Below are 18,372 nucleotides of genomic sequence, written 5' to 3' on the forward strand. Positions count from 1 at the left end.
CCCATCACGTGGGTACCCCTTCCCTCCTGCGGCAAGATTCCTGCCATGCGTGCACCCGGACTCATACTCGCCGCGATCGCCGCCCTCGCGGTCGCCTGCGCCCCCGCGGATCAGACGCCGTCCCCGACCAACCAGGTGGACGGCGTGGACTGCACGAAGGACAAGCTCGCCACACTCACCCCGGGCAAGATCACCTTCGGCACGGACCAGCCGGTGTACGAGCCGTGGTTCGTGGACGACGACCCGACCAACGGCAAGGGCTTCGAGTCGGCCGTCGCCTACGCGCTGGCCGAGGAACTGGGCTACGCGAAGACCGACGTGGTGTGGACGCGGGTGCCGTTCCTCGCCGCCATCCAGCCGGGCAAGAAGACGTACGACATGGACCTGAACGAGTTCTCCATCACCGAGGAGCGCAAGCAGGCCGTCGACTTCTCCGCGCCGTACTACGACGTGGACCAGGTCGTGATCACGCTGGAGTCGGCCAAGGCCGCCTCGGTGAAGACGCTGGCGGAACTGAAGTCGGTCAAGATCGGCGCGCAGGTGGGCACCACCAGCTACGAAGCCGCGCTGCGCCTCCAGCCGGAGGAGGACGTGGCGGTCTACAACACCAACGAGGACGCCAAGGCCGCGCTGCGCGCCGGGCAGATCGACGCGCTGGTGGTGGACCTGCCGACGGCGTTCTACATCACGTCCGCCGAGCTGGAGGACGGCGTGATCGTCGGCCAGATCCCGCGCGGCGACGGCAAGCCCGAGCAGTTCGGCATCGTGCTCGACAAGGGCAGCCCGCTCACGGCGTGCGTGTCGACGGCGGTGGAGAACCTGCGTGCGGACGGCACGCTGGCCAAGATCGAAGAGGAATGGCTGTCGTCCGCGGGCACCGCCCCCGAGCTGAAGTGACGAGCGAGCTGCAGCGGGAGCGCTTGGCCTACAAGCGCTCCCGCTCGCGGCGGTCCACCCTGGTCGCCCTGGTGTCGACCGTCGTGTTCGCCGTCGTCGCCGCGACCACCGTCACCGGCGCGCCGGGGTGGCCGCGGGTGCGGGAGTCGTTCTTCAACGCCGAGATCGCGTGGCGGTCGCTGCCCGCGATCCTCGAAGGGCTCTGGCTGAACCTGCGCGTGCTGGTGGTCTGCGGCGCGGTGATCCTGGTCCTCGCGCTGGGCGTGGCGACGCTGCGCACCCTGCGCAACCCGGTGTGGTTCCCGCTGCGCGCGCTGGCCACGGTGTACGTGGACCTGTTCCGCGGCCTGCCGTTGATCATCCTGCTGTACCTGGTGGGGTTCGGCCTGCCCGCGCTGCGGCTGACCGGCGTGCCGAACGACTTCGTCGTGCTCGGCGGGGTCGCGCTGGTGCTCACGTACACCGCGTACGTGGCGGAGGTGTTCCGCGCCGGGATCGAGTCGATCCACCCCTCGCAGATCGCGGCGGCGCGATCGCTCGGGCTCAGCCCGCGCAAGACGTTGCGGCTGGTGGTGCTGCCGCAGGCCGTGCGGCGGGTGATGCCGGCCTTGCTGAACGACTTCGTCGCGCTGCAGAAGGACTGCGGGCTGATCTCGGTGCTCGGCGCGGTGGACGCGGTGCGGGCCGCGCAGATCGAGCAGGCGCGGGCGTACAACTTCACCCCGTACGTGGTGGCCGCGCTGCTGTTCGTGCTGCTCGCGGTGCCCACGGCGCGGTTGGCCGACGCCGTGGGCCGGCGGGCTCGACGTCGTGAGGGGGGCCGATGACCGAACCGGTGCTGAGCGTGCGCGAGGTGGTCAAGCGCTACGGGACCACCACCGTGCTGGACGGGATCACCCTGGACGTGCACGAGCACGAGGTCGTCACGGTGATCGGGTCGTCGGGGTCGGGCAAGTCGACCCTGCTGCGGTGCGTGAACCTGCTGGAGGAGTTGGACGACGGCCAGGTGCTGCTCGACGGCGTGGACGTGTCCGACCCCCGGGTGGACGCCGACGTGGCCCGGCGCGGCATGGGCATCGTGTTCCAGGCGTTCAACCTGTTCCCGCACATGAGCGTGCTGGACAACATCACCCTCGCGCCGCGCGTGGTGCACGGCGTGCCGCGCGACCAGGCCGAGCAGAACGCCCGTGACCTGCTCGAACGGGTCGGGCTCGCGGAGCGGGCTGGCAGCTACCCCGAGCAGTTGTCCGGCGGGCAGCAGCAGCGGGTGGCGATCGCCAGGGCGCTGGCCTACACGCCCCGGCTGCTGCTGCTGGACGAGATCACCAGCGCGTTGGACCCGGAGCTGGTCGGCGAGGTGCTGGCGCTGGTCCGGGAGCTGGCGGTGGCCGGCCGGACGATCTTGATGGCGACCCACGAGATGGGGTTCGCGCGGCAGGTGGCGGACCGGGTGGTGTTCCTCGACGGCGGTCGGCTGGTTGAGTCCGGGCCGCCCGAGCAGGTGCTCGGCGAACCGGTGCACGCGCGCACCCGGCAGTTCCTCCGGCGGATCATCGACGCGGGCCGTCTCTGACCTGAGCGCGCGCGGTCGCGGGGCCGGACCCCACGCCGCCGGAGGAGCGCCGCTTGGGGTATCGGGCGAGTGCCCTTACTCTCCTTGCCGTGGTCCATCGGAAGGCATTCGTGGCACCCGTCGCGGTGAGCGGCGGGCTGCTACTGCTGCTGCTCACCGGCGCGTGCGGCAAGCCGTCGGCGAACCCGGAGCCGGTCGTGATCCCGACGACCTCCAGTTCCGCGTCCGCGACGCCGACCTCGATCCCGGCGGTGGCCGACATCTCGGTGCGGCCGACGACCACCACCACCGCGCTGCCGCCGACCGTGGACGCGACGACGGAGCCACCGCCTCCACCGCCGCCACCTCCGGTGCAGGTCCAGCCGCCGCCCGAGCCCCCGGCGGAGCCGCCGACCACGACCCGGCCCCGGTACGACGAGGTGGCGCTGCAGGGCTTCCCGTGCGACGAGCAGGGCGCGAAGGCCGTGGACCCGGCAGGCCGCGAGCTGGTGTGCAAGCAGACCCGCCGGGGCCGGCTGGTCTGGGACCGGGACTAGCGGGTCAGAGGATCGGCTCGGGGGCGTAGCCGGCGGCGGCGGGGTACTTCGCCACCACGTCCTCGACCTGCCGCACCACGTCCGCGACCTGGTGCTCCGCCACGCCGGTGAACGACAGCCGGTCGGCCAGCAGCGCGTCGAGGGCCGCGCGGTCCAGCGGCAGGCGGTCGTCGGCGGCGAGCCGGTCCAGCAGGTCGTTCTCGGCCAGGCCCCGCTCGCGCATGGCCAGCGCCACCGCGACCGCGTGCTCCTTGATGGCCTCGTGCGCCGTCTCCCGACCCACACCCGCCCGGACCGCGCCCATCAGCACCTTCGTGGTGGCCAGGAACGGCAGGTAGCGGTCCAGTTCACGGGCGACGACCGCCGGGTACGCGCCGAACTCGTCCAGCACCGTGAGGAACGTCTCCAGCAGCCCGTCGAACGCGAAGAACGCGTCCGGCAGCGCGACCCGGCGCACCACCGAGCACGAGACGTCGCCCTCGTTCCACTGGTCTCCCGACAGCTCGCCGACCATGGACAGGTAGCCGCGCAGGATCACCGCGAACCCGTTCACCCGCTCGCACGACCGGGTGTTCATCTTGTGCGGCATCGCGCTGGAGCCGACCTGTCCCGCCTTGAAGCCCTCGGTGACGAGCTCGTGGCCCGCCATCAGCCGGATCGTCTTGGCCAGCGACGACGGACCCGCGGCCAGCTGCACCAGGGCCGAGACCACGTCGAAGTCCAGCGACCGGGGGTACACCTGGCCGACGCTGGTCAGCACCTTCTCGAAGCCGAGGTGGCCCGCGACGGTCCGCTCCAGCTCCACCAGCTTGTCGCGGTCGCCGCCGAGCAGGTCGAGCATGTCCTGGGCGGTGCCGACCGGGCCCTTGATGCCGCGCAGCGGGTAGCGGGCGATCAGCTCGTCCAGCCGCTGGAACGCGACCAGCACCTCGTCCGCGGCGGACGCGAAGCGCTTGCCGAGCGTGGTGGCCTGGGCGGCGACGTTGTGGGAGCGGCCGGCCATGACGAGGTCGGTGTGCTCGGCGGCACGGCTCGCGAGGCGGGCGAGCACGGCGGCCGTCTTGCCGCGCACGTGCTCCAGGGACCGCAGGACCTGCAACTGCTCGACGTTCTCGGTGAGGTCGCGCGAGGTCATGCCCTTGTGCACGTGCTCGTGCCCGGCCAGCGCGTTGAACTCCTCGATGCGCGCCTTCACGTCGTGCCGGGTGACCCGCTCGCGCTCGGCGATGGACGCCAGGTCGACCTGCCCGACCACCCGCTCGTAGTCGGCGACGGCCTCCGCCGGCACGTCGATGCCGAGGTCGGCCTGCGCCCGCAGGACCGCGAGCCACAGCTGCCGCTCCAGCACGATCTTGTGCTCGGCGGACCACAGCGTGGCCAGCTCGGTGGAGGCGTAGCGACCGGCGAGGACATTGGCGATGCGGGGCTTGACCGTCACGTGACCAGCATATTTCGCGCCGGCGGCGGGGCGGACGCCGGGGAGCGTCACCGCACGGTCAGCATCGGGTCCACGGCGAGCCGCACCAGCTGGTCCAGGGTCACCGCCACCTCGGGCCGCGCGTAGGCGCTCGTGGTCGGGTCGTGGTTGTAGCCGCTGACCAGCACCACCGACCCGTCGGCGCGGAAGTGCGCCACCGTCCGGGTCGTCGCCTCCGGCTCCGGACCGGTGACCGTGGCGGTCTCCACGTGACCGCCGTCCACCTGCGGCAAGGGCTTGCCGCACTCGACCTCGGCGCAGAACTCCTCACGGGTCGGCCGCACCGCCGGCGTGCTGAGCTGCACGACGACCGCGGTGGGGGCCACGCGGTCCATGAAGCGCACAACGCCGGTGAGGTACCCGTCCCGGTCCTGCTTGTACGCCCTGGTGAAGTCGACCTCCATGACGTCCACCCCCTGGACGACCTCGGTGAACCGCCCGGCCAGGTACTCCTCAAGCCGCTTCGCGGTGCCCTCCGGCACGATCAAGCCGGGCGCCGGCGCGGTCGAAGCCGGCCGCGTCGTCCGGACAGGGCCCGACGGCGACAGCAGCGACGGCGGCGGCGGTGACGGCACCTCGGACGGAGCCGGCGAGGACGTGATCGTCAACACCGGCCCCCGCGCCGCGTCGTTCCCCGGCCGCTGGTCGAGCACACCCGGCAGGGACAGCGCCGTCCCGGTGAGGACGAGCGTCGCCAACGCCACCGCCACCAGCGCGCGACGCCTGCGCGCGCGCTCGGCTCGCCGGATCAGCTCGTCCGGGTCGAAGTGCAACGGCGGCTCGTCGCCGACCGCCGCCCGCAGCCCTTCCCGCAGGTCCGCTTCGCTCATGCGCACACCTCGCCGCGGCTCGGAGGGGCAAGGTCGAGACCCACCGCGTCGGGTGATCCGCTCGCCGGCTCGCTCATCAGGCCACCACCACCCCTCGCTCCAGTTGCTCGACCGCCGCCCGCAGTGCCACCAGCCCGCGCGACGTCTGGCTCTTGACCGTGCCCTCGGTGCACCCCATCGCCACCGCGACGTCGCTCACCGGCAGGTCCTCGAAGTACCTCAGCACGAGCACGGCCCGCTGGCGCGGCGGCACGCGCAACAACGCCGCGTGCACCAGGTCGCGCGCCCACAGCCGCTCACCCGAGCGTTCCGGGTCGGCGGCCGAGTCGGCGACGTCCGGCACCTCGCCGTCGCGCTGCTCCGCCCGCCGCCACGGTCTGCGCTTCTCGTCCAACCAGGTGCGCAGCAGCACCTTGCGGGCGTACCCGAAGGCGTTCTCCTGCCACTCGATCCGGTGCCACGCCTGGTAGAGCTTGAGCAGGCTGGCCTGCATCAGGTCCTCGGCCATGTGCCAGTCGCCGCAGAACAGGTACGCCGTGCGCCGCAACGATGCGGCATGGCCCACCGCGAACTCACGGAAGCCCTGCTCGTCGGCCTTGCGCATGCGATCCCCTTCCGCGCCCTCCACCCCTTCAAACGCGGTTGGAGGTCAGCGGGGTTGCATCGACTTCCTGAGCATGCGCCGCGCGGCGGCCCTCGGGTCCGGGCTGATCTCGATGAGCGCGTTCACCACGGCGCCGTCGACCAGCGCGATCAGCTCCTCGACGCGTTCGCGGCTGACCGGCCGGCCCGCCCGCGCGAAGATGTCGAACAGCAGGGAGTGCAGCTCGCCGGACAGCTTGCGCATCAACGGCCGCAGGTAGGGCCGCCGCCCGGTGGCGACCAGGCGTTCGTACCGCAGCAGCACGGCTTCCGCGTCACCGTCGCCGGTCGGTCCGAGCAGCAGGTCCAGCACGAGTTCGATGAACGCGTCACCGCCGCACTCGCTCGGCTCCAGCTCGTCGAGCCGGGCCTTGCCGTAGGCCAGCTCCTCGTTGCCCTGGAACTCCAGCGCGGCCGTGACCAGCTCGTCCAGCGAGTCGAAGTAGTACGTGGTGGAGGCCAGCGGCAGGCTCGCGCGCTCGGCGACGGCACGGTGCCGGATCGCGTCGAAGCCGCCGTCGACCAGGAGGCCGGCGGCGGCTTCGACCAGCGCTTGGCGCCGGCGTTCGCCCTTCGGCGTTGCGGCTGTCATTGCAGGGAAGGTACTAGTGCGTGCCGCCGGCCAGGTTCAGGCCGATGACGCCGCTGACGATGAGGCCGATCGAGACCAGCTTGAGCGTGCTGACGCCGTCGCCGAGCCACAGCATGCCGATCACGGCGGTGAGCGCCGCGCCGATCCCGGTCCACACCGCGTACGCCGGTCCGGCGGGCAGCTGCTTCATCGCCCACGCCAGGCCGGCGAAGCTGATCAACGCGAAGACGCCGAACGACACCGACCACCACAACTTGCTGAAGCCGTCCGACAGCTTCAGCGAGACCGCCCACCCGGCCTCGAACACGCCGGACACGATGAGCACGACCCACGCCACGTGGACCACCTCCCCAATCCGGCACAAGCGTACCAACATAGTGGTACACACGTACCAGAACAGGGGGGTGATCCGCGACTCCGGACGCCTCAGAACCGCGCCGCCAGCCGTTGCGCCACCACCTGCAGCCGGTCCGCGAACGGCTCGTCCGACGAACCCTCGGCCGACTGGCTGAGCAGGTGCAGCTCCTCGCCGCCGGCCGTCTTCACGCCGGCGTACGACGACGTGCCGTCCGGCACCGGCGACATCGTGCCGAGCGGCGCGACCACCACCGACACCGTGCCGTACACGGCGCCGTCCCGCACCAGGAAGCTCGCTCCGCGCGCGCCGACCGGGCAGTCGGCCGCCGCCGGCGCCGCCTGCGCGGCGTTGGCGACCGAGAGCTCGTCGGCGAGGGCGACGGCGAGCTCCCGGTCCACCTCAACGCACCCGCGTTGGGTGCTGCCGACCCGCGGGTCGGCACTCCCCGATGGCTCGTCCCCCTGCGTAGACGGGTCTTCGGGGATGCTCTTGGGCGGTATTCCACCGCTGCGCTCGGGTGACGCGTCCTTCGGCGCCATTTCCGGTTCCGCGGCGGTGAACGAGGAACCGCCGGGGGACGAGGCGTCCTGGTAGGAGGCCGCAGCGGTGTCCCCGGCCGAGTCCGACCCGGCCAGGTTCGTCGTGACGACGACGCCGCCGAGCACCAGCACGAGGGCCATGGTGGAGCCGAGCGCGATCGCCGACCGCCGCCGCGCGGTCGCCCGCGCCGACGCCGACCGCACGCCGTCCACGTCGAAGGACGGGGGCGGCGCGTCACTGGCCGCGTCGCGGAACAGCTCCGTGAGCTTCTGCTCGTCCACCTACCTCCTCCTGCTCACGACGCCGGCCGCAAGTCTTCGATCGTGTCGCCCAGCGCCTCGCGCAGGGCTTCCAGTCCCCGTGAGGTCTGGCTCTTCACCGTGCCCTCGGAGCACCCCAACGCCTCGGCCGCCGCCGCGACGTCCAGGCCCTCCAGGAACCTGAGCACGAGCACCGCCCGCTGGCGTGGCGGCACCCGCCGCAAACCGGCGACCAGGGCCTCGCGCGTCGCCACCGAGTCCCCGATCTCGCCGTCGCCCGAGGGCGTCTCCGGGACCTCGTCCACGAAGCGCTCCCGCCGCCACGGCCGCCGCGACTCGTCGATCACCGCGCGCACCAGGGTCCGGCGGACGTAGGCGTCCAGGGCCTGCTTGTCCCGGACCTTGCGCCACCTGCGGTGCAACGCGACGAACGCGGTCTGCGCGAGGTCGTCCGCCCGGTGCCAGTCACCACAGAGCAGGAACGCCGTTCGGCGCACGGCCTCCCGGCGAGCCACGAAGTACTCCGCGAACTCCTGCTCGTCGCGCTGATCCACGCGGACTCTCTCCGCTCGTCGTGCTTGCACTTACCGGACGGAACCAATGGCGCTCACGGTTGCACGCCGGTTCCCGGAGACTTGGGTCACCCCCCATCGTGGTACCGCCGGCACGACTGGGTCAGGGCTTGCCGGGTGTGATGTGATCCATTCGTGACCCAGCACTCGCCGCTCGACTTCCGCTCCGACACCGTCACCCGGCCGGACGAAGCCATGAGACTCGCCATGTCCGCCGCCGAAGTCGCCGACGACGTGCTCGACCACGACCCGACCATGAAGCTGCTCGAAGAGCGGGTCGCGGACCTGCTGGGCGTGGACGCGGCGTTGTGGGTGCCGTCGGGATCGATGGGCAACCTGATCGCGTTGACCGTGCACCTGCGCCCCGGCGACCGGTTCCTGGCGCCGCGCGGGGCGCACGTGCTCGACAACGAGCTCGGCACGGCCGCGTGGATCGCGGGCGGCATGCCGCACCCGCTGGACTGCGACGCGGGGCCGGGCCGTGCGTCTTCCGACGCGGTGCGCGCGGCGGCGGGCAGCTCCGGGCCGTACTACACGCTGCGCACGACGCTCTTGTGCCTCGAGAACACCCACAACGCGTCCGGCGGGTCGGTGACGCAGCCGGATGAGCACGCCCTGCTGGTGTCGGCGGCGCGGGAGACCGGGCTCCGGGTGCACCTGGACGGCGCCCGGCTCTGGAACGCGGCCGTGGCGTTGGGCCTGCCCCCCGCGGCGTTGACGGTCGGGGTGGACACGGTGCAGGTGTGCCTGTCCAAGGGGCTCGGAGCGCCGGTCGGGTCGGTGGTGGCCGGGTCCTCGTCGTTCGTGGCGGAGGCGCGGCGGGTGCGCAAGATGCTCGGCGGCGGCGTCCGGCAGGGCGGCGTGCTGGCCGCCGCGGGCCTGGTCGGGCTGGACCGGATCGACGACCTGGCGCAGGACCACGCGAACGCCCGCACGCTGGCGCACGGGCTGGCGGAGCTGGGCTGGCAGGTGGACCCGCCGGAGACGAACATCGTGCTGGCCGGCGTGCCGGACCTGGAGGTGACGTTGACCGGGCTGCGGCACCTTGGCGTGTTCGCCGGGCCGATGGCGGGCAAGGTGCGGTTCGTGCTGCACCGCGACGTCCAAGCGGAGGACGTGGCGGAGGCGTTGCGGCGGATCGGGTCGGCGAGCTGAACCCCGTTCCGGGCGTCAGGTCTTCGCCGCGCGCAGTTCCTCGCGCAGCTCCGCCAGCTCCGAGCGGACCAGGCGGAGTTCGGCCAGCGTGGCCTGCTCGGCGTCGTTCACCGACTCCTCCACGCCGCTCATCCGCTCGACCAGCCAGGACGCGATCGTGCCGGTGATGACACCCAGCAGGGCGATGCCGCCGATCATCAGCAGGGCCGCCACCAGGCGGCCCTCCCAGGTGACCGGGTAGCGGTCGCCGTAACCGACGGTGGAGATCGTGGTGAGCGTCCACCACGTGGCGTCACCGAAGGTGGTGATGGTGGCGTCCGGGTGGCGGCGTTCCGCGTCCAGCACGGCCAGTGAGGAGCACAGTCCCACCAGGAAGGTGATGCCCCCGGCGTAGATGCCGACGCGTCGCCGGAAGTTGCCCGCGATCCGGCGGTTCAGCACCTTGAGCACGCTGATCAGCCGCAGCACCCGCAGCTGCCGGACCATCGGCAACAGCACCGCGAGCAGGTCGAACCAGTGGGTGACGAGGAACTTCCGCTTGTTCACGGCGAGCTTCAGGCGGATGGCGTAGTCCAGCGCGAACACCAGCCAGACCAGCCAGAGGACGACCTCGAGCACCTCGTGCAGGCCGGCGGTCGCGCGGTTGTCGAGCACCTGCCAGCCGTAGGCGAGCAGGAAGAGGACGGCGAGAGCGGTCAGCGGCCACTCGGCGCGCTGCTCCCATCGGGCGAGTCGGCGGTCATCGGTCTCGAGCACCGACCCATGGTGCGGCCCAGGTCGGCGATTTACCACCTCGGGGTGCGGATCCCCACCTGGCCAGGCCTTGTCAGCGCCCCTTGATGCCCTTCGGGCGCTTGCCGCTCTTGATCGCGCCGTACGCGGCGGTGCCGAGGAACAGCACGCCACCGACTACGGCGAGCCAGAAGAGACCTTCGATGACGGCACCGAGCACGGTGATCACGAGCCACGCCGCGAGCAGCCACAGGATTATGCGCACCATGCCATCCGAACGAGTGGGCGCCGCGATCAGTTCCCCACCGGCCGCCGATCACGGGTACAACTGTCGTCATGATGACGACAACCAAGGCCCCAGCCGCCGCAACGCCTCCTCGATGTCGTGGGCCGCGCCCGCGAAGGACATCCGGATGTACTCGTGCCCGCGCACCGGGTCGAAGTCGATGCCGGGCACGATCGCGACCCCGGTGTCGTCCAGCAGGCGGCGGCAGAAGTCCATCGAGTCGTCGGTGAGGTGCGAGACGTCGGCGTAGGCGTAGAAGGCGCCGTCGGCGGGGGCGACCTCGGCGATACCGAGGTCGGCCAGCCCTTTGAGCAGCACGTCGCGGTTGAGGCGGTACCCCTCGACCAGGCGCTCGGTCTGCGCGTACGACTCCGGCTCGAACGCCGCGACGGCCGCGTGCTGGGCCAGCGCGGGCGGGCAGAGCGTGAAGTTGCCCGTCAACCGGTCGACCGCCCGGCGCAGGTCGGCGGGCAGCACCATCCACCCCAACCGCCAACCGGTCATGGCGAAGGTCTTGGAGAAGGAGTTGACCACGATGGCGTCCCGGGAGGTCTCCCAGGCGCAGGCGAGGGCCGTGCCGTAGCTGATGCCGTGGTAGATCTCGTCGCTGACCAGCCGGACCCCGTGCCCGGTGCACCAGCCCGCCAAGCCCGCCAGCTCGTCCGGCGCCAGCACCGTGCCCGTCGGGTTGGCGGGGCTGGCCACCACCAGGCCGTCGAGCGGCCCGGTGTCGCGCACGACGTCGTCCAGCATGGCCACGGTGGGCTGGAAGCGCGTCTCCGGCCCGCAGGGCAGTTCGACCACCTCACACCCCAACGCCCGCAGGATGTTGCGGTAGGCCGGGTAGCCGGGTCGGGCCAGCGCGACCCGGGCGCCGGCCTCGAAGGAAGCGAGGAACGCCAGCAGGAACGCCCCGGAGGAGCCGGTCGTCACCACGACGTCGTCAGCCGAGACGTCCAGCCCGTACTGCCGGAAGTAGTGGCCGGCCAGGGCTTCGCGCAGCTCCACGATCCCGAGCTGCTCGGTGTACCCGAGGGTCTGCTCGCGCAGGGCGCGCTGGGCGGCCTCCAGCACGGGCGCGGGCGCGGGGCTCGACGGCTGACCGGCCGCCAGCGACACCACGTCCCCCACCGTCCGCTGCCGCCGCGCCGCGGCGGACAACACCTCCATGACGTGGAAAGGAGGCACATCCGCCCGCCCGGCGACACTCAGCATGCAGGTCAGGCTAGTAGACCCGGGCCGGCCCGACCGCCGCCCCGTTCCCGTCGCCTCCCCTGGCAGGAGCAGTCGACCGAGGTCCAGCGGAGCCGATCGAGCCCTGGTCCGAACGGAGTTGGTCGAGCAGCGCGGCGACCCTCGCCCGCAGCACGTCGGCATCGGTGGGGCCGTGGAAGTCGACCACGTCCGCCGCCCGTGTCCGCCGCACGCTCCGGTCGATCGCGGCGGCGCCGAACTGACCGCGGAGGTCGGGTGCGCCGACCCTGCCGTCCGGCAGGCATGGCAACAGGCCGACCAGCGCGGTGGCGAGGTCGACGTCCACCTCGCGCACGGTGAGGACGTCCCGGGTGAGCACGGCCGGCAGCGACCCGGTGCCGGTGGAGGCCGTGCCGAACGACGCGGTGCCGGACGACGCGGTGCCAGGCGACGCGGTGCCAGTGGGGACGGCCAGTGCCCGTACCGCCGATCTGCCGATGCCCAGCCGCAGGTCGGCCGAGCGCGGCGGGTAGGCGATGAGCTTGAACGCGGCGCCCAGCCACGGGTCCAGTTCACCGCCGCGGGCCAGTCCCGGTGCGGTCAGGTGGCTCCACGGCGCCGGATCGTCCTGGACGTGCAGGACGATCGGCATGGCACCGAGGTCCAGGTGTTCTCAGTCGGTGCGGAACGCAGTAGCGCTGAGGATCGCTGTGGTCACCAGACGTCACTCCCGGATGACAGCGGGCATTGCTCCGGCCCCCCAGTCCCGCAACGGAACCGACGTACTGCAGGACGCACGGGTTCCGCATCCACCGGGATCCAACGGGTGCTCAGACTTCTTGCAACAGCTCCCACACGCAGCCGGCCAGCCGGGCGTTGTCGATCGGGGTGATGGTGCTCCAACTGCGACCGTCCGAACTGGGCCGGACCTGGTGCAGGTAGCGACCGGACGGGGTGTCGTGCCACGCGACGACCCGACCGGCGCGCACGGGCGGCCCGCCGCGTTGGGCACGTTCGGCGCCGAACTGGCCGCGCGTGCTCATCCCGTCGCACATGGCCGCCAGCTCCTGCGCCTCGTGCAACGGCAGCCCGTGCCGCTCCAACGCGAGGACCAGCTTCTCCGCGTCCCGCCCGGCCTCGTCGGACGCCGTGCGCAGCAGGTCGTTCGGCAGGCTGATGGACCGCCCGTACCCGGCGGGCATGTCACCGGCCACGGACACCGCCGCCTCGGCCAGCGCGCCGGCCCGCGACTCGATCAACCACACCTCGTCGCCGTCCACCACCGCGAGCATGCCCTCGTCACCGGCCGCCGCCGCAAGACCCTTGATCTTGCGGCGGTCGACCCAGATCCAGAGGTCGATCGACAGCTGCGGGTTGGCCAGCAGCGCGAACGCGTCGGCCAACTCGGGCGTCAGCCGCCGGTTCTCCGCCAAGCCGCGCGCGGCCAGGGAGTGCCAGGCCTGGTCGACCAGCACGCCCCGCTGGGTGTGCGTCGTACCCGGGCTCGGCACGTCGAGCGCGACGTTGCGGCGGGCAAGGCGTTCGCCTTCCCACGCGACGTCGAACTCCAGCGTGGACAGGACAACCGTGCCGCTCACTTCACTTCTTCTCGGGCTCGTCGCCGATGACCGACTGCACAACCATCCGCTCGTCACCGAAGACGTCGTCGGAGTCCACGCCGTACTTGCGGACGTGCTCGCCGTCCTCCTCGCCGGGGCCGCCCTTGGCGGTCGCGGCAGGCTGCATCATCGAGCCGCCCACACCGGCCTTGCCCGCCGAGGCGCCCGCGCCGCCACGGTTGTGCACGCGCTCGTCCGGGTCGATGGCGCCGATCGTCGCGGAGACGCCGGGCTTGCCGGTCAACGCGCCGGGAGCCGCCGGCACGCCGCCCTTGCCGGTCCCGCCGCCGCCGGTGCCGCCACCAGTGCCCTTGCCACTGGCAGGGCCATCGGGCGCCTTGCCACCGCCGGGCACGGACGTGGACGGGTTGCGCACCAACCGCGCCCCACGCGCCTGGGTCGCGGCCAAGCCCAACCCCAGCCCGGTGGACAGGCCGAGCCCCAACCCCAGCCCTAGGTTGGACGGAACGGCCTTGCCCAGAGCGGTGGGCGGCAGGGCATGCGGAACGCCCGTCGAGCCGGGCAGGTGACCGGTCGCACCGCCAGGCAGCTGACCGGGCAGTTGACCCGGCAACTGCGGCGGCAGACCGACCGCGCCACCGGGCGTGTGCCCCACGCCACCCGGCAAACCGCCGGGGAGGCCACCGGTGATCCCCGGCACCCCGCCGCCGGGCTGGACGACCGGCGCGACCGGCGTGCTGACGCTGGAAGCCGTCGTCACCTCGAACTGCGGCGGCTTGTTCATGCCCTGGTACTGGTTGAGCGCGTCGCGGCTGGCTTCGGTGTACTGGTCGAGCCCGCGGATCGTCTGCTCACGCGCGGCCTGCGTCGCCTTCACTTCCTTGGCGTGATCAGTCTCGTAACCGAAGAAACCACCGACGTCGTCCAAGAAATTGGTGTCCGTGTCACCGCGCAACTTCTGCGGCTCCGGCATTCCGTTGCGCGTGTGGCTGTAGGTAGCGCCCTGCACCGCCGTGGCCTGCGAGTTCTGCTGGGCCGCTTCAGTGCCGCTGGTCGCCACATCGGCCGACACGGTGACCGCCTGCCCCGCGTTGTCACCCGCCGCACCCTGCCACCCGATGCCGAGCTTCTTCAGCTCGGTCCGCAACGTCTCGTCGGTCTCGTCCAGGGTCGCGGCCAACTGGCGCAGCGCGTGCGAGGCGTTGCTGAACTTCTGGGCGGCGTCGCCGGTCGAGAACCGCTCCACCAAGGCAGCGAGCGCCGGGTTGTCATACCCCTGGAAGCGGAAGTCCTTGATCTCCCTGAAGCCGGTCACTACATCCCCCTCACTTCAGCGTTTGCAAGGTCGCAAGCGCCAACTCAGCGCCCTTGGCGGCGTTCTGACACATCTGGTCCTGGGTGAAGCCATCACCGACCGGGATGAACTGAACGTACAACTGCTGGCCGTCCGCCACATCGACGGAGTAAGAGCAGTAGCCCTCCGACGTGCCGGTCAACGTCAACTGGTAAGCGGCGAACCCGGCGACCGACTTCGGATGCACGTCGAGGTTGCTGCCACCTTCCCAGTGCTCGACTCCTCCGTCTGCAACGAGGACGACGTTGTAGCTGAACAACGTCTTCCCATTGGCCCGGTTACGACAGGTCGGCGCGGGCTTGTCGTTTCGCAGTACGTCAAGGGGCTTGGTCGACGTCTCGTCGATCTTGAGTTCGGTCCGCTGCGCGGCCGTGAACGTCGCACATGGGTCGATCCCGTCGAGCTTGATCTCCTTCGGCCGCGCAGGCTTCGACGTGGTCGGCCTGGCCGACTCGCTCGTCGGGGATCCGGTCGACGCAACGGGCCGGGCGTCACCGGGTTCACCGTTGGAGCATCCGGCTAGCACGACGATCAGAGCACAGGCCGACGCCGCCGCGCTAATTAGACGCACCAGCAGCCCCCAGCGCAGCGTTCACTTCGTCTTCCGTGTACTCGTATTGCAGCGCAGTGCCGCGCAACTGCTGAACAAGACCATTGAGGCTGAGGATGTACTCGTCGATCCGTCCGGCATACGAATCGGGACCTTCGACCAGTCGGGAGTTCCACGCGGCGGCGATGTCGGCGTTGACTTCATCCGCGCCATTCAACGTGACGCTCAACTGAGTGAACGAGTCCTCGATCGCCGTACGCAGCCGGGTCACCTGATCGTTGATGATCTTCGCGGCCTGGAGGACGGTTTCCTCCGTGACTTCGAACTTCTGGCCGGAGCCGGGACCGGCGGCCATCGTCTGACCCAGTCGCTTCTCCGCCGTGAACATGTCGCCGACCGCCTTGCCGATGGTCCCCCCCACGGCGGCGACGGCTCCCAGTAGGCCGCTCTCCTGCTCCACGACGTCCTACCCCCGTACGGTCGGTGACGAATCGAACCCGGTCCGAGGCTACCAACGACCACGTGAGCCGGGTCTGAGGTTGGACGAAGAAACCTCCACGACGGTTCCCACCGGGTCGGTGTCCACCTGTTGATCACCCGTCGGGACCCTGGCCAAAGGTCTGCGCGGAACGCCGGCTGTTCGCCATGATCACCGCACCTGCCGGGGGCAGGTCGTGTCTCACAGGGGGTCGAATGAACGCACGGCAGTACTACCAACCGTTCGGCTACGGACCACCACCCCCGCCCCCGCTACCGAAGAAGATCGGGAAGATCGTCGCCGCTCTTCTCGCAGTCGTGGTGCTGGCGGGTGGGATCACGACTGCGCTCGTGCTCCGATCCTCCGATGCGCCAGGCAACCCGGGCAACGCAAAGCCCAAGCCGGCGGCCGAACCGGTGGGAGACGCCCGACCTCCGGAACGGAACGTGCTCGTCCAGCGCATCGCAGAACGACCGGTCACCTACGGCACCACGCCGGCGTTCGACGCGTGCGCCGTCCTACCGCGCACCGGTCTGGCCGACGTCGGCTTCCCTGAAGACGCCACCGACTACCGCAAGGCGGCCTACCTGCCCGAGTCGTTCACCCCGGACCGCGCCACGCCGAGCAAGGTGAGCGACCTCGACCCGCTCTCCGAATGCGGCTACTGGATCCGCACCGGGGACCGCGACGACGCCTACGTCATCCTCACCATCGCGCAGCTCCCGTTCAACAAGCTGCCGAGCCGTCGACCGGCGGAGCTACCCCGCTCATCCGGGCTGGACGTGGACACCTCGCAGGATGACGATCAGTTCATCGCCGACATCGGCAACACCGACTCGCGGTTCGCCGCGAACCTGATGATGGGCCGGATCACCGGCGACGTCGACGGTGTGCCCGCCGCGACGGTGTTCGGGAAGCTGGTCGACCTGGTGGCGGCGGGTCTCGCCAAGGGGCCGAGCGGCCGCGGTTCCTACGCCTTCACCGGCGGCTACGAGGGTCTGCCGTTCGCCTGCGACGTGCTCACGGCGGAGCTGTTCACCGAGCTGACCGGCAAGCCGGACTCTGGCCGGGTCGAGTTCTCCGACACGTCGGCGCACGAGTCCGATCGCGACTACCAGGGCGTCGGCCGCCTCCAGGCGGTCGAGCAGGAGTGCACCCGCAGCTCCCCCGACCGCTTCACCACCGACCGGGACGATTCGCGCACCGTCACGGTCGCGTTCGAGACGTTCCGCAGCGAGGCGCAGGCCGAGTCGGCCCACGCCTACCAGTGCGACCCCGACAACCCGGCGGGCGCGGTCATCGGGACGCCGGTGCCGGTGGACGGGGAGATCGGTGACGCCAAGCCGTGCGTGCGGCCGATCGGAACTCTGAACTACGCGTTCCTGATCGGCCGCACGTCGGTGCGACTCCAGCCCGACGAACGCTGGGCGGGCACGGACCCCGACGACTTCGGTCGGGAGTTCGCGCCCATGGCCCAGAAGCTCGCCGACGAGGTGCGCGAACGGTTCTAGGGGACTTCGATGGTGCCTTCCGCCGCGCGCAACGCGATGTCGGTGCGGTGGTGGGAGCCGGTCAGGTGGACGGCTTCCAGCCGGCGGTACGCGTCGGTGCGGGCTGCGGTCAGCGTCACGCCCGTGCCGACGACCGACAGGACCCGGCCACCGGTGGACACGACCGCTCCGTCCTCACGACGGCGGGTGCCGGCGTGCAGGACGCCGTCCGCCTCCGTGCCGGTCACCACGTCACCCGTGCGGGGGCGGCCCGGGTAGCCCTCGGCGGCTACCACGACCGTCACCGCGTAGCCCTCGGCCCAGTCCAGCGCGGGGTGGGCGTCGAGGGTGCCGGTGGCGGCGGCGTGGAAGAGGCCTGCCACCGGGGTCCGGAGGAGGGCCAGCACGGCCTGGGTCTCCGGGTCGCCGAACCGGCAGTTGAACTCGATGACCTGCGGCCCGGCGCTGGTCAGGGCCAGGCCCGCGTAGAGCAGGCCGGTGAACGGGGTGTCGCGGCGCGCCAGTTCGTCCACGACCGGCTGCACGCAGGTGGCCACGATGGTGTCCACCAGGTCGGGTGAAGCCCAGGGCAGCGGGCAGTAGGCGCCCATGCCGCCGGTGTTCGGGCCCGAGTCGCCGTCACCGACGCGCTTGAAGTCCTGCGCGGGCAGCAGCGGCACCACGGTGGCGCCGTCCACCAGGCAGAACAGCGACACCTCCGGCCCGTCCAGGAACGACTCCAGCAGCACGGGGTGACCGTGGTCGAGCAGCGTCATGGCGTGCGCGCGGGCCACGGCGCGGTCGGTCGTGACCACCACGCCCTTGCCGGCGGCCAGACCGTCGTCCTTCACGACCCACGTCGGCCCGAAGCGGTTGAGCGCCGAGTCGAGCCGCGCCGGGTTGTCCACCACCTCGGACGTCGCCGTCGGCACGCCCGCGGCGGTCATGACGTCCTTCGCGAACGCCTTGGACCCCTCGATCCGGGCCGCCGCGGCCGATGGGCCGAAGCAGGGCGTCCCCATGGCGCGCACGGCGTCCGCCGCACCCGCCACCAGGGGCTGCTCCGGCCCGACCACGACAAGGTCGGCGTTCCACTCCTTGGCCAGCGCCGCGACGGCCGCCCCGTCCGTCACGTCGACCCCGTAGGTCTCGGCCACGCCCGCGATCCCGGCGTTGCCGGGCGCGCAGGCCAACGCGATCACCGAGGGATCCCGCGACAAAGCGAGGACAAGGGCATGTTCACGGGCGCCAGACCCGATGACCAGGACACGCACGG

The 18,372-nt window shown here is 71.4% G+C and carries 22 protein-coding genes; 6 read left to right on the forward strand and 16 right to left on the reverse strand.

Annotated features, from left to right (window positions below; translation table 11 throughout):
- Positions 1–45 precede the first annotated feature (45 nt).
- The 4 genes from ACRAKI_RS35225 to ACRAKI_RS35240 all read left to right on the forward strand — a co-directional run bounded on the left by ACRAKI_RS35225 (position 46) and on the right by ACRAKI_RS35240 (position 3,006).
- Positions 46–897: an ABC transporter substrate-binding protein gene (locus ACRAKI_RS35225; protein WP_447004774.1), complete on the forward strand. Its 852-nt coding sequence runs from the start codon at positions 46–48 to the stop codon at positions 895–897.
- A complete protein-coding gene (locus ACRAKI_RS35230) occupies positions 894–1,724 on the forward strand; it encodes an amino acid ABC transporter permease (protein ID WP_447004775.1) in 831 nt (276 codons plus the stop codon). Before ACRAKI_RS35225 ends, ACRAKI_RS35230 begins: the two co-directional genes overlap by 4 nt.
- Positions 1,721–2,470, forward strand: coding sequence for an amino acid ABC transporter ATP-binding protein (locus ACRAKI_RS35235; RefSeq protein ID WP_447004776.1), 750 nt, complete (start codon positions 1,721–1,723; stop codon positions 2,468–2,470). Before ACRAKI_RS35230 ends, ACRAKI_RS35235 begins: the two co-directional genes overlap by 4 nt.
- An 89-nt stretch (positions 2,471–2,559) precedes the next feature.
- Positions 2,560–3,006 (forward strand): hypothetical protein, encoded by a 447-nt coding sequence (locus ACRAKI_RS35240; protein ID WP_447004777.1) that lies wholly within the window; start codon positions 2,560–2,562, stop codon positions 3,004–3,006.
- Positions 3,007–3,010: 4 nt separating this feature from the next.
- Here ACRAKI_RS35240 and purB read toward each other — a convergent pair whose 3' ends face one another.
- The 7 genes from purB to ACRAKI_RS35275 all read right to left on the reverse strand — a co-directional run bounded on the left by purB (position 3,011) and on the right by ACRAKI_RS35275 (position 8,259).
- Positions 3,011–4,444 (reverse strand): adenylosuccinate lyase, encoded by a 1,434-nt coding sequence (purB, locus tag ACRAKI_RS35245; protein WP_447004778.1) that lies wholly within the window; start codon positions 4,442–4,444, stop codon positions 3,011–3,013.
- A gap of 47 nt (positions 4,445–4,491) precedes the next feature.
- Positions 4,492–5,313, reverse strand: a complete 822-nt coding sequence (locus tag ACRAKI_RS35250; protein ID WP_447004779.1) for a hypothetical protein — start codon at positions 5,311–5,313, stop codon at positions 4,492–4,494.
- Between the two features lie 76 nt (positions 5,314–5,389).
- Positions 5,390–5,917: an RNA polymerase sigma factor gene (locus ACRAKI_RS35255; RefSeq protein ID WP_447004780.1), complete on the reverse strand. Its 528-nt coding sequence runs from the start codon at positions 5,915–5,917 to the stop codon at positions 5,390–5,392.
- A 45-nt stretch (positions 5,918–5,962) separates the two neighbouring features.
- Entirely contained in the window at positions 5,963–6,547 is a 585-nt protein-coding gene (locus tag ACRAKI_RS35260; RefSeq protein ID WP_447004781.1) for a TetR/AcrR family transcriptional regulator, read from the reverse strand.
- A 13-nt stretch (positions 6,548–6,560) separates the two neighbouring features.
- The gene (locus ACRAKI_RS35265; RefSeq protein WP_447004782.1) at positions 6,561–6,884 is read right to left on the reverse strand and encodes a DMT family transporter; all 324 of its coding nucleotides are present in this window, start codon (positions 6,882–6,884) and stop codon (positions 6,561–6,563) included.
- A gap of 89 nt (positions 6,885–6,973) precedes the next feature.
- Entirely contained in the window at positions 6,974–7,726 is a 753-nt protein-coding gene (locus tag ACRAKI_RS35270) for a hypothetical protein (RefSeq protein ID WP_447004783.1), read from the reverse strand.
- Between the two features lie 14 nt (positions 7,727–7,740).
- Entirely contained in the window at positions 7,741–8,259 is a 519-nt protein-coding gene (locus ACRAKI_RS35275) for a SigE family RNA polymerase sigma factor (protein WP_447004784.1), read from the reverse strand.
- Positions 8,260–8,412: 153 nt separating this feature from the next.
- Here ACRAKI_RS35275 and ACRAKI_RS35280 point away from each other — a divergent pair, with 153 nt between their 5' ends.
- Positions 8,413–9,432: a threonine aldolase family protein gene (locus tag ACRAKI_RS35280; protein ID WP_447004785.1), complete on the forward strand. Its 1,020-nt coding sequence runs from the start codon at positions 8,413–8,415 to the stop codon at positions 9,430–9,432.
- 15 nt (positions 9,433–9,447) lie between these two features.
- On the opposite strand, the gene ACRAKI_RS35285 is transcribed toward ACRAKI_RS35280, so the two are convergent.
- The 8 genes from ACRAKI_RS35285 to ACRAKI_RS35320 form a co-directional block, all read right to left on the reverse strand.
- Entirely contained in the window at positions 9,448–10,188 is a 741-nt protein-coding gene (locus ACRAKI_RS35285; RefSeq protein ID WP_447004786.1) for a potassium channel family protein, read from the reverse strand.
- 70 nt (positions 10,189–10,258) lie between these two features.
- Positions 10,259–10,432, reverse strand: coding sequence for a hypothetical protein (locus ACRAKI_RS35290; protein WP_447004787.1), 174 nt, complete (start codon positions 10,430–10,432; stop codon positions 10,259–10,261).
- A 66-nt stretch (positions 10,433–10,498) separates the two neighbouring features.
- Positions 10,499–11,665, reverse strand: a complete 1,167-nt coding sequence (locus ACRAKI_RS35295; protein ID WP_447004788.1) for a pyridoxal phosphate-dependent aminotransferase — start codon at positions 11,663–11,665, stop codon at positions 10,499–10,501.
- Positions 11,666–11,675: 10 nt separating this feature from the next.
- Positions 11,676–12,296, reverse strand: a complete 621-nt coding sequence (locus tag ACRAKI_RS35300; protein WP_447004789.1) for an ESX secretion-associated protein EspG — start codon at positions 12,294–12,296, stop codon at positions 11,676–11,678.
- 178 nt (positions 12,297–12,474) lie between these two features.
- The gene (locus ACRAKI_RS35305) at positions 12,475–13,242 is read right to left on the reverse strand and encodes an ESX secretion-associated protein EspG (RefSeq protein ID WP_447004790.1); all 768 of its coding nucleotides are present in this window, start codon (positions 13,240–13,242) and stop codon (positions 12,475–12,477) included.
- Position 13,243: 1 nt separating this feature from the next.
- A complete protein-coding gene (locus tag ACRAKI_RS35310) occupies positions 13,244–14,539 on the reverse strand; it encodes a PPE domain-containing protein (RefSeq protein WP_447004791.1) in 1,296 nt (431 codons plus the stop codon).
- 10 nt (positions 14,540–14,549) lie between these two features.
- Positions 14,550–15,104, reverse strand: a complete 555-nt coding sequence (locus ACRAKI_RS35315; protein WP_447004792.1) for a DUF3558 domain-containing protein — start codon at positions 15,102–15,104, stop codon at positions 14,550–14,552.
- A gap of 31 nt (positions 15,105–15,135) precedes the next feature.
- Entirely contained in the window at positions 15,136–15,588 is a 453-nt protein-coding gene (locus ACRAKI_RS35320) for a hypothetical protein (protein WP_447004793.1), read from the reverse strand.
- A 233-nt stretch (positions 15,589–15,821) separates the two neighbouring features.
- On the opposite strand from ACRAKI_RS35320, the gene ACRAKI_RS35325 reads away from it, so the two are divergent.
- Complete coding sequence (locus ACRAKI_RS35325) at positions 15,822–17,117, forward strand: hypothetical protein (protein ID WP_447004794.1); 1,296 nt, start codon at positions 15,822–15,824, stop codon at positions 17,115–17,117.
- Here ACRAKI_RS35325 and purD read toward each other — a convergent pair.
- Entirely contained in the window at positions 17,114–18,370 is a 1,257-nt protein-coding gene (gene purD, locus ACRAKI_RS35330) for a phosphoribosylamine--glycine ligase (RefSeq protein ID WP_447004795.1), read from the reverse strand. The two genes, ACRAKI_RS35325 and purD, sit on opposite strands and share 4 nt — an antisense overlap.
- Between the last annotated feature and the right edge of the window lie 2 nt (positions 18,371–18,372).

This window comes from Saccharothrix isguenensis (assembly GCF_052936305.1).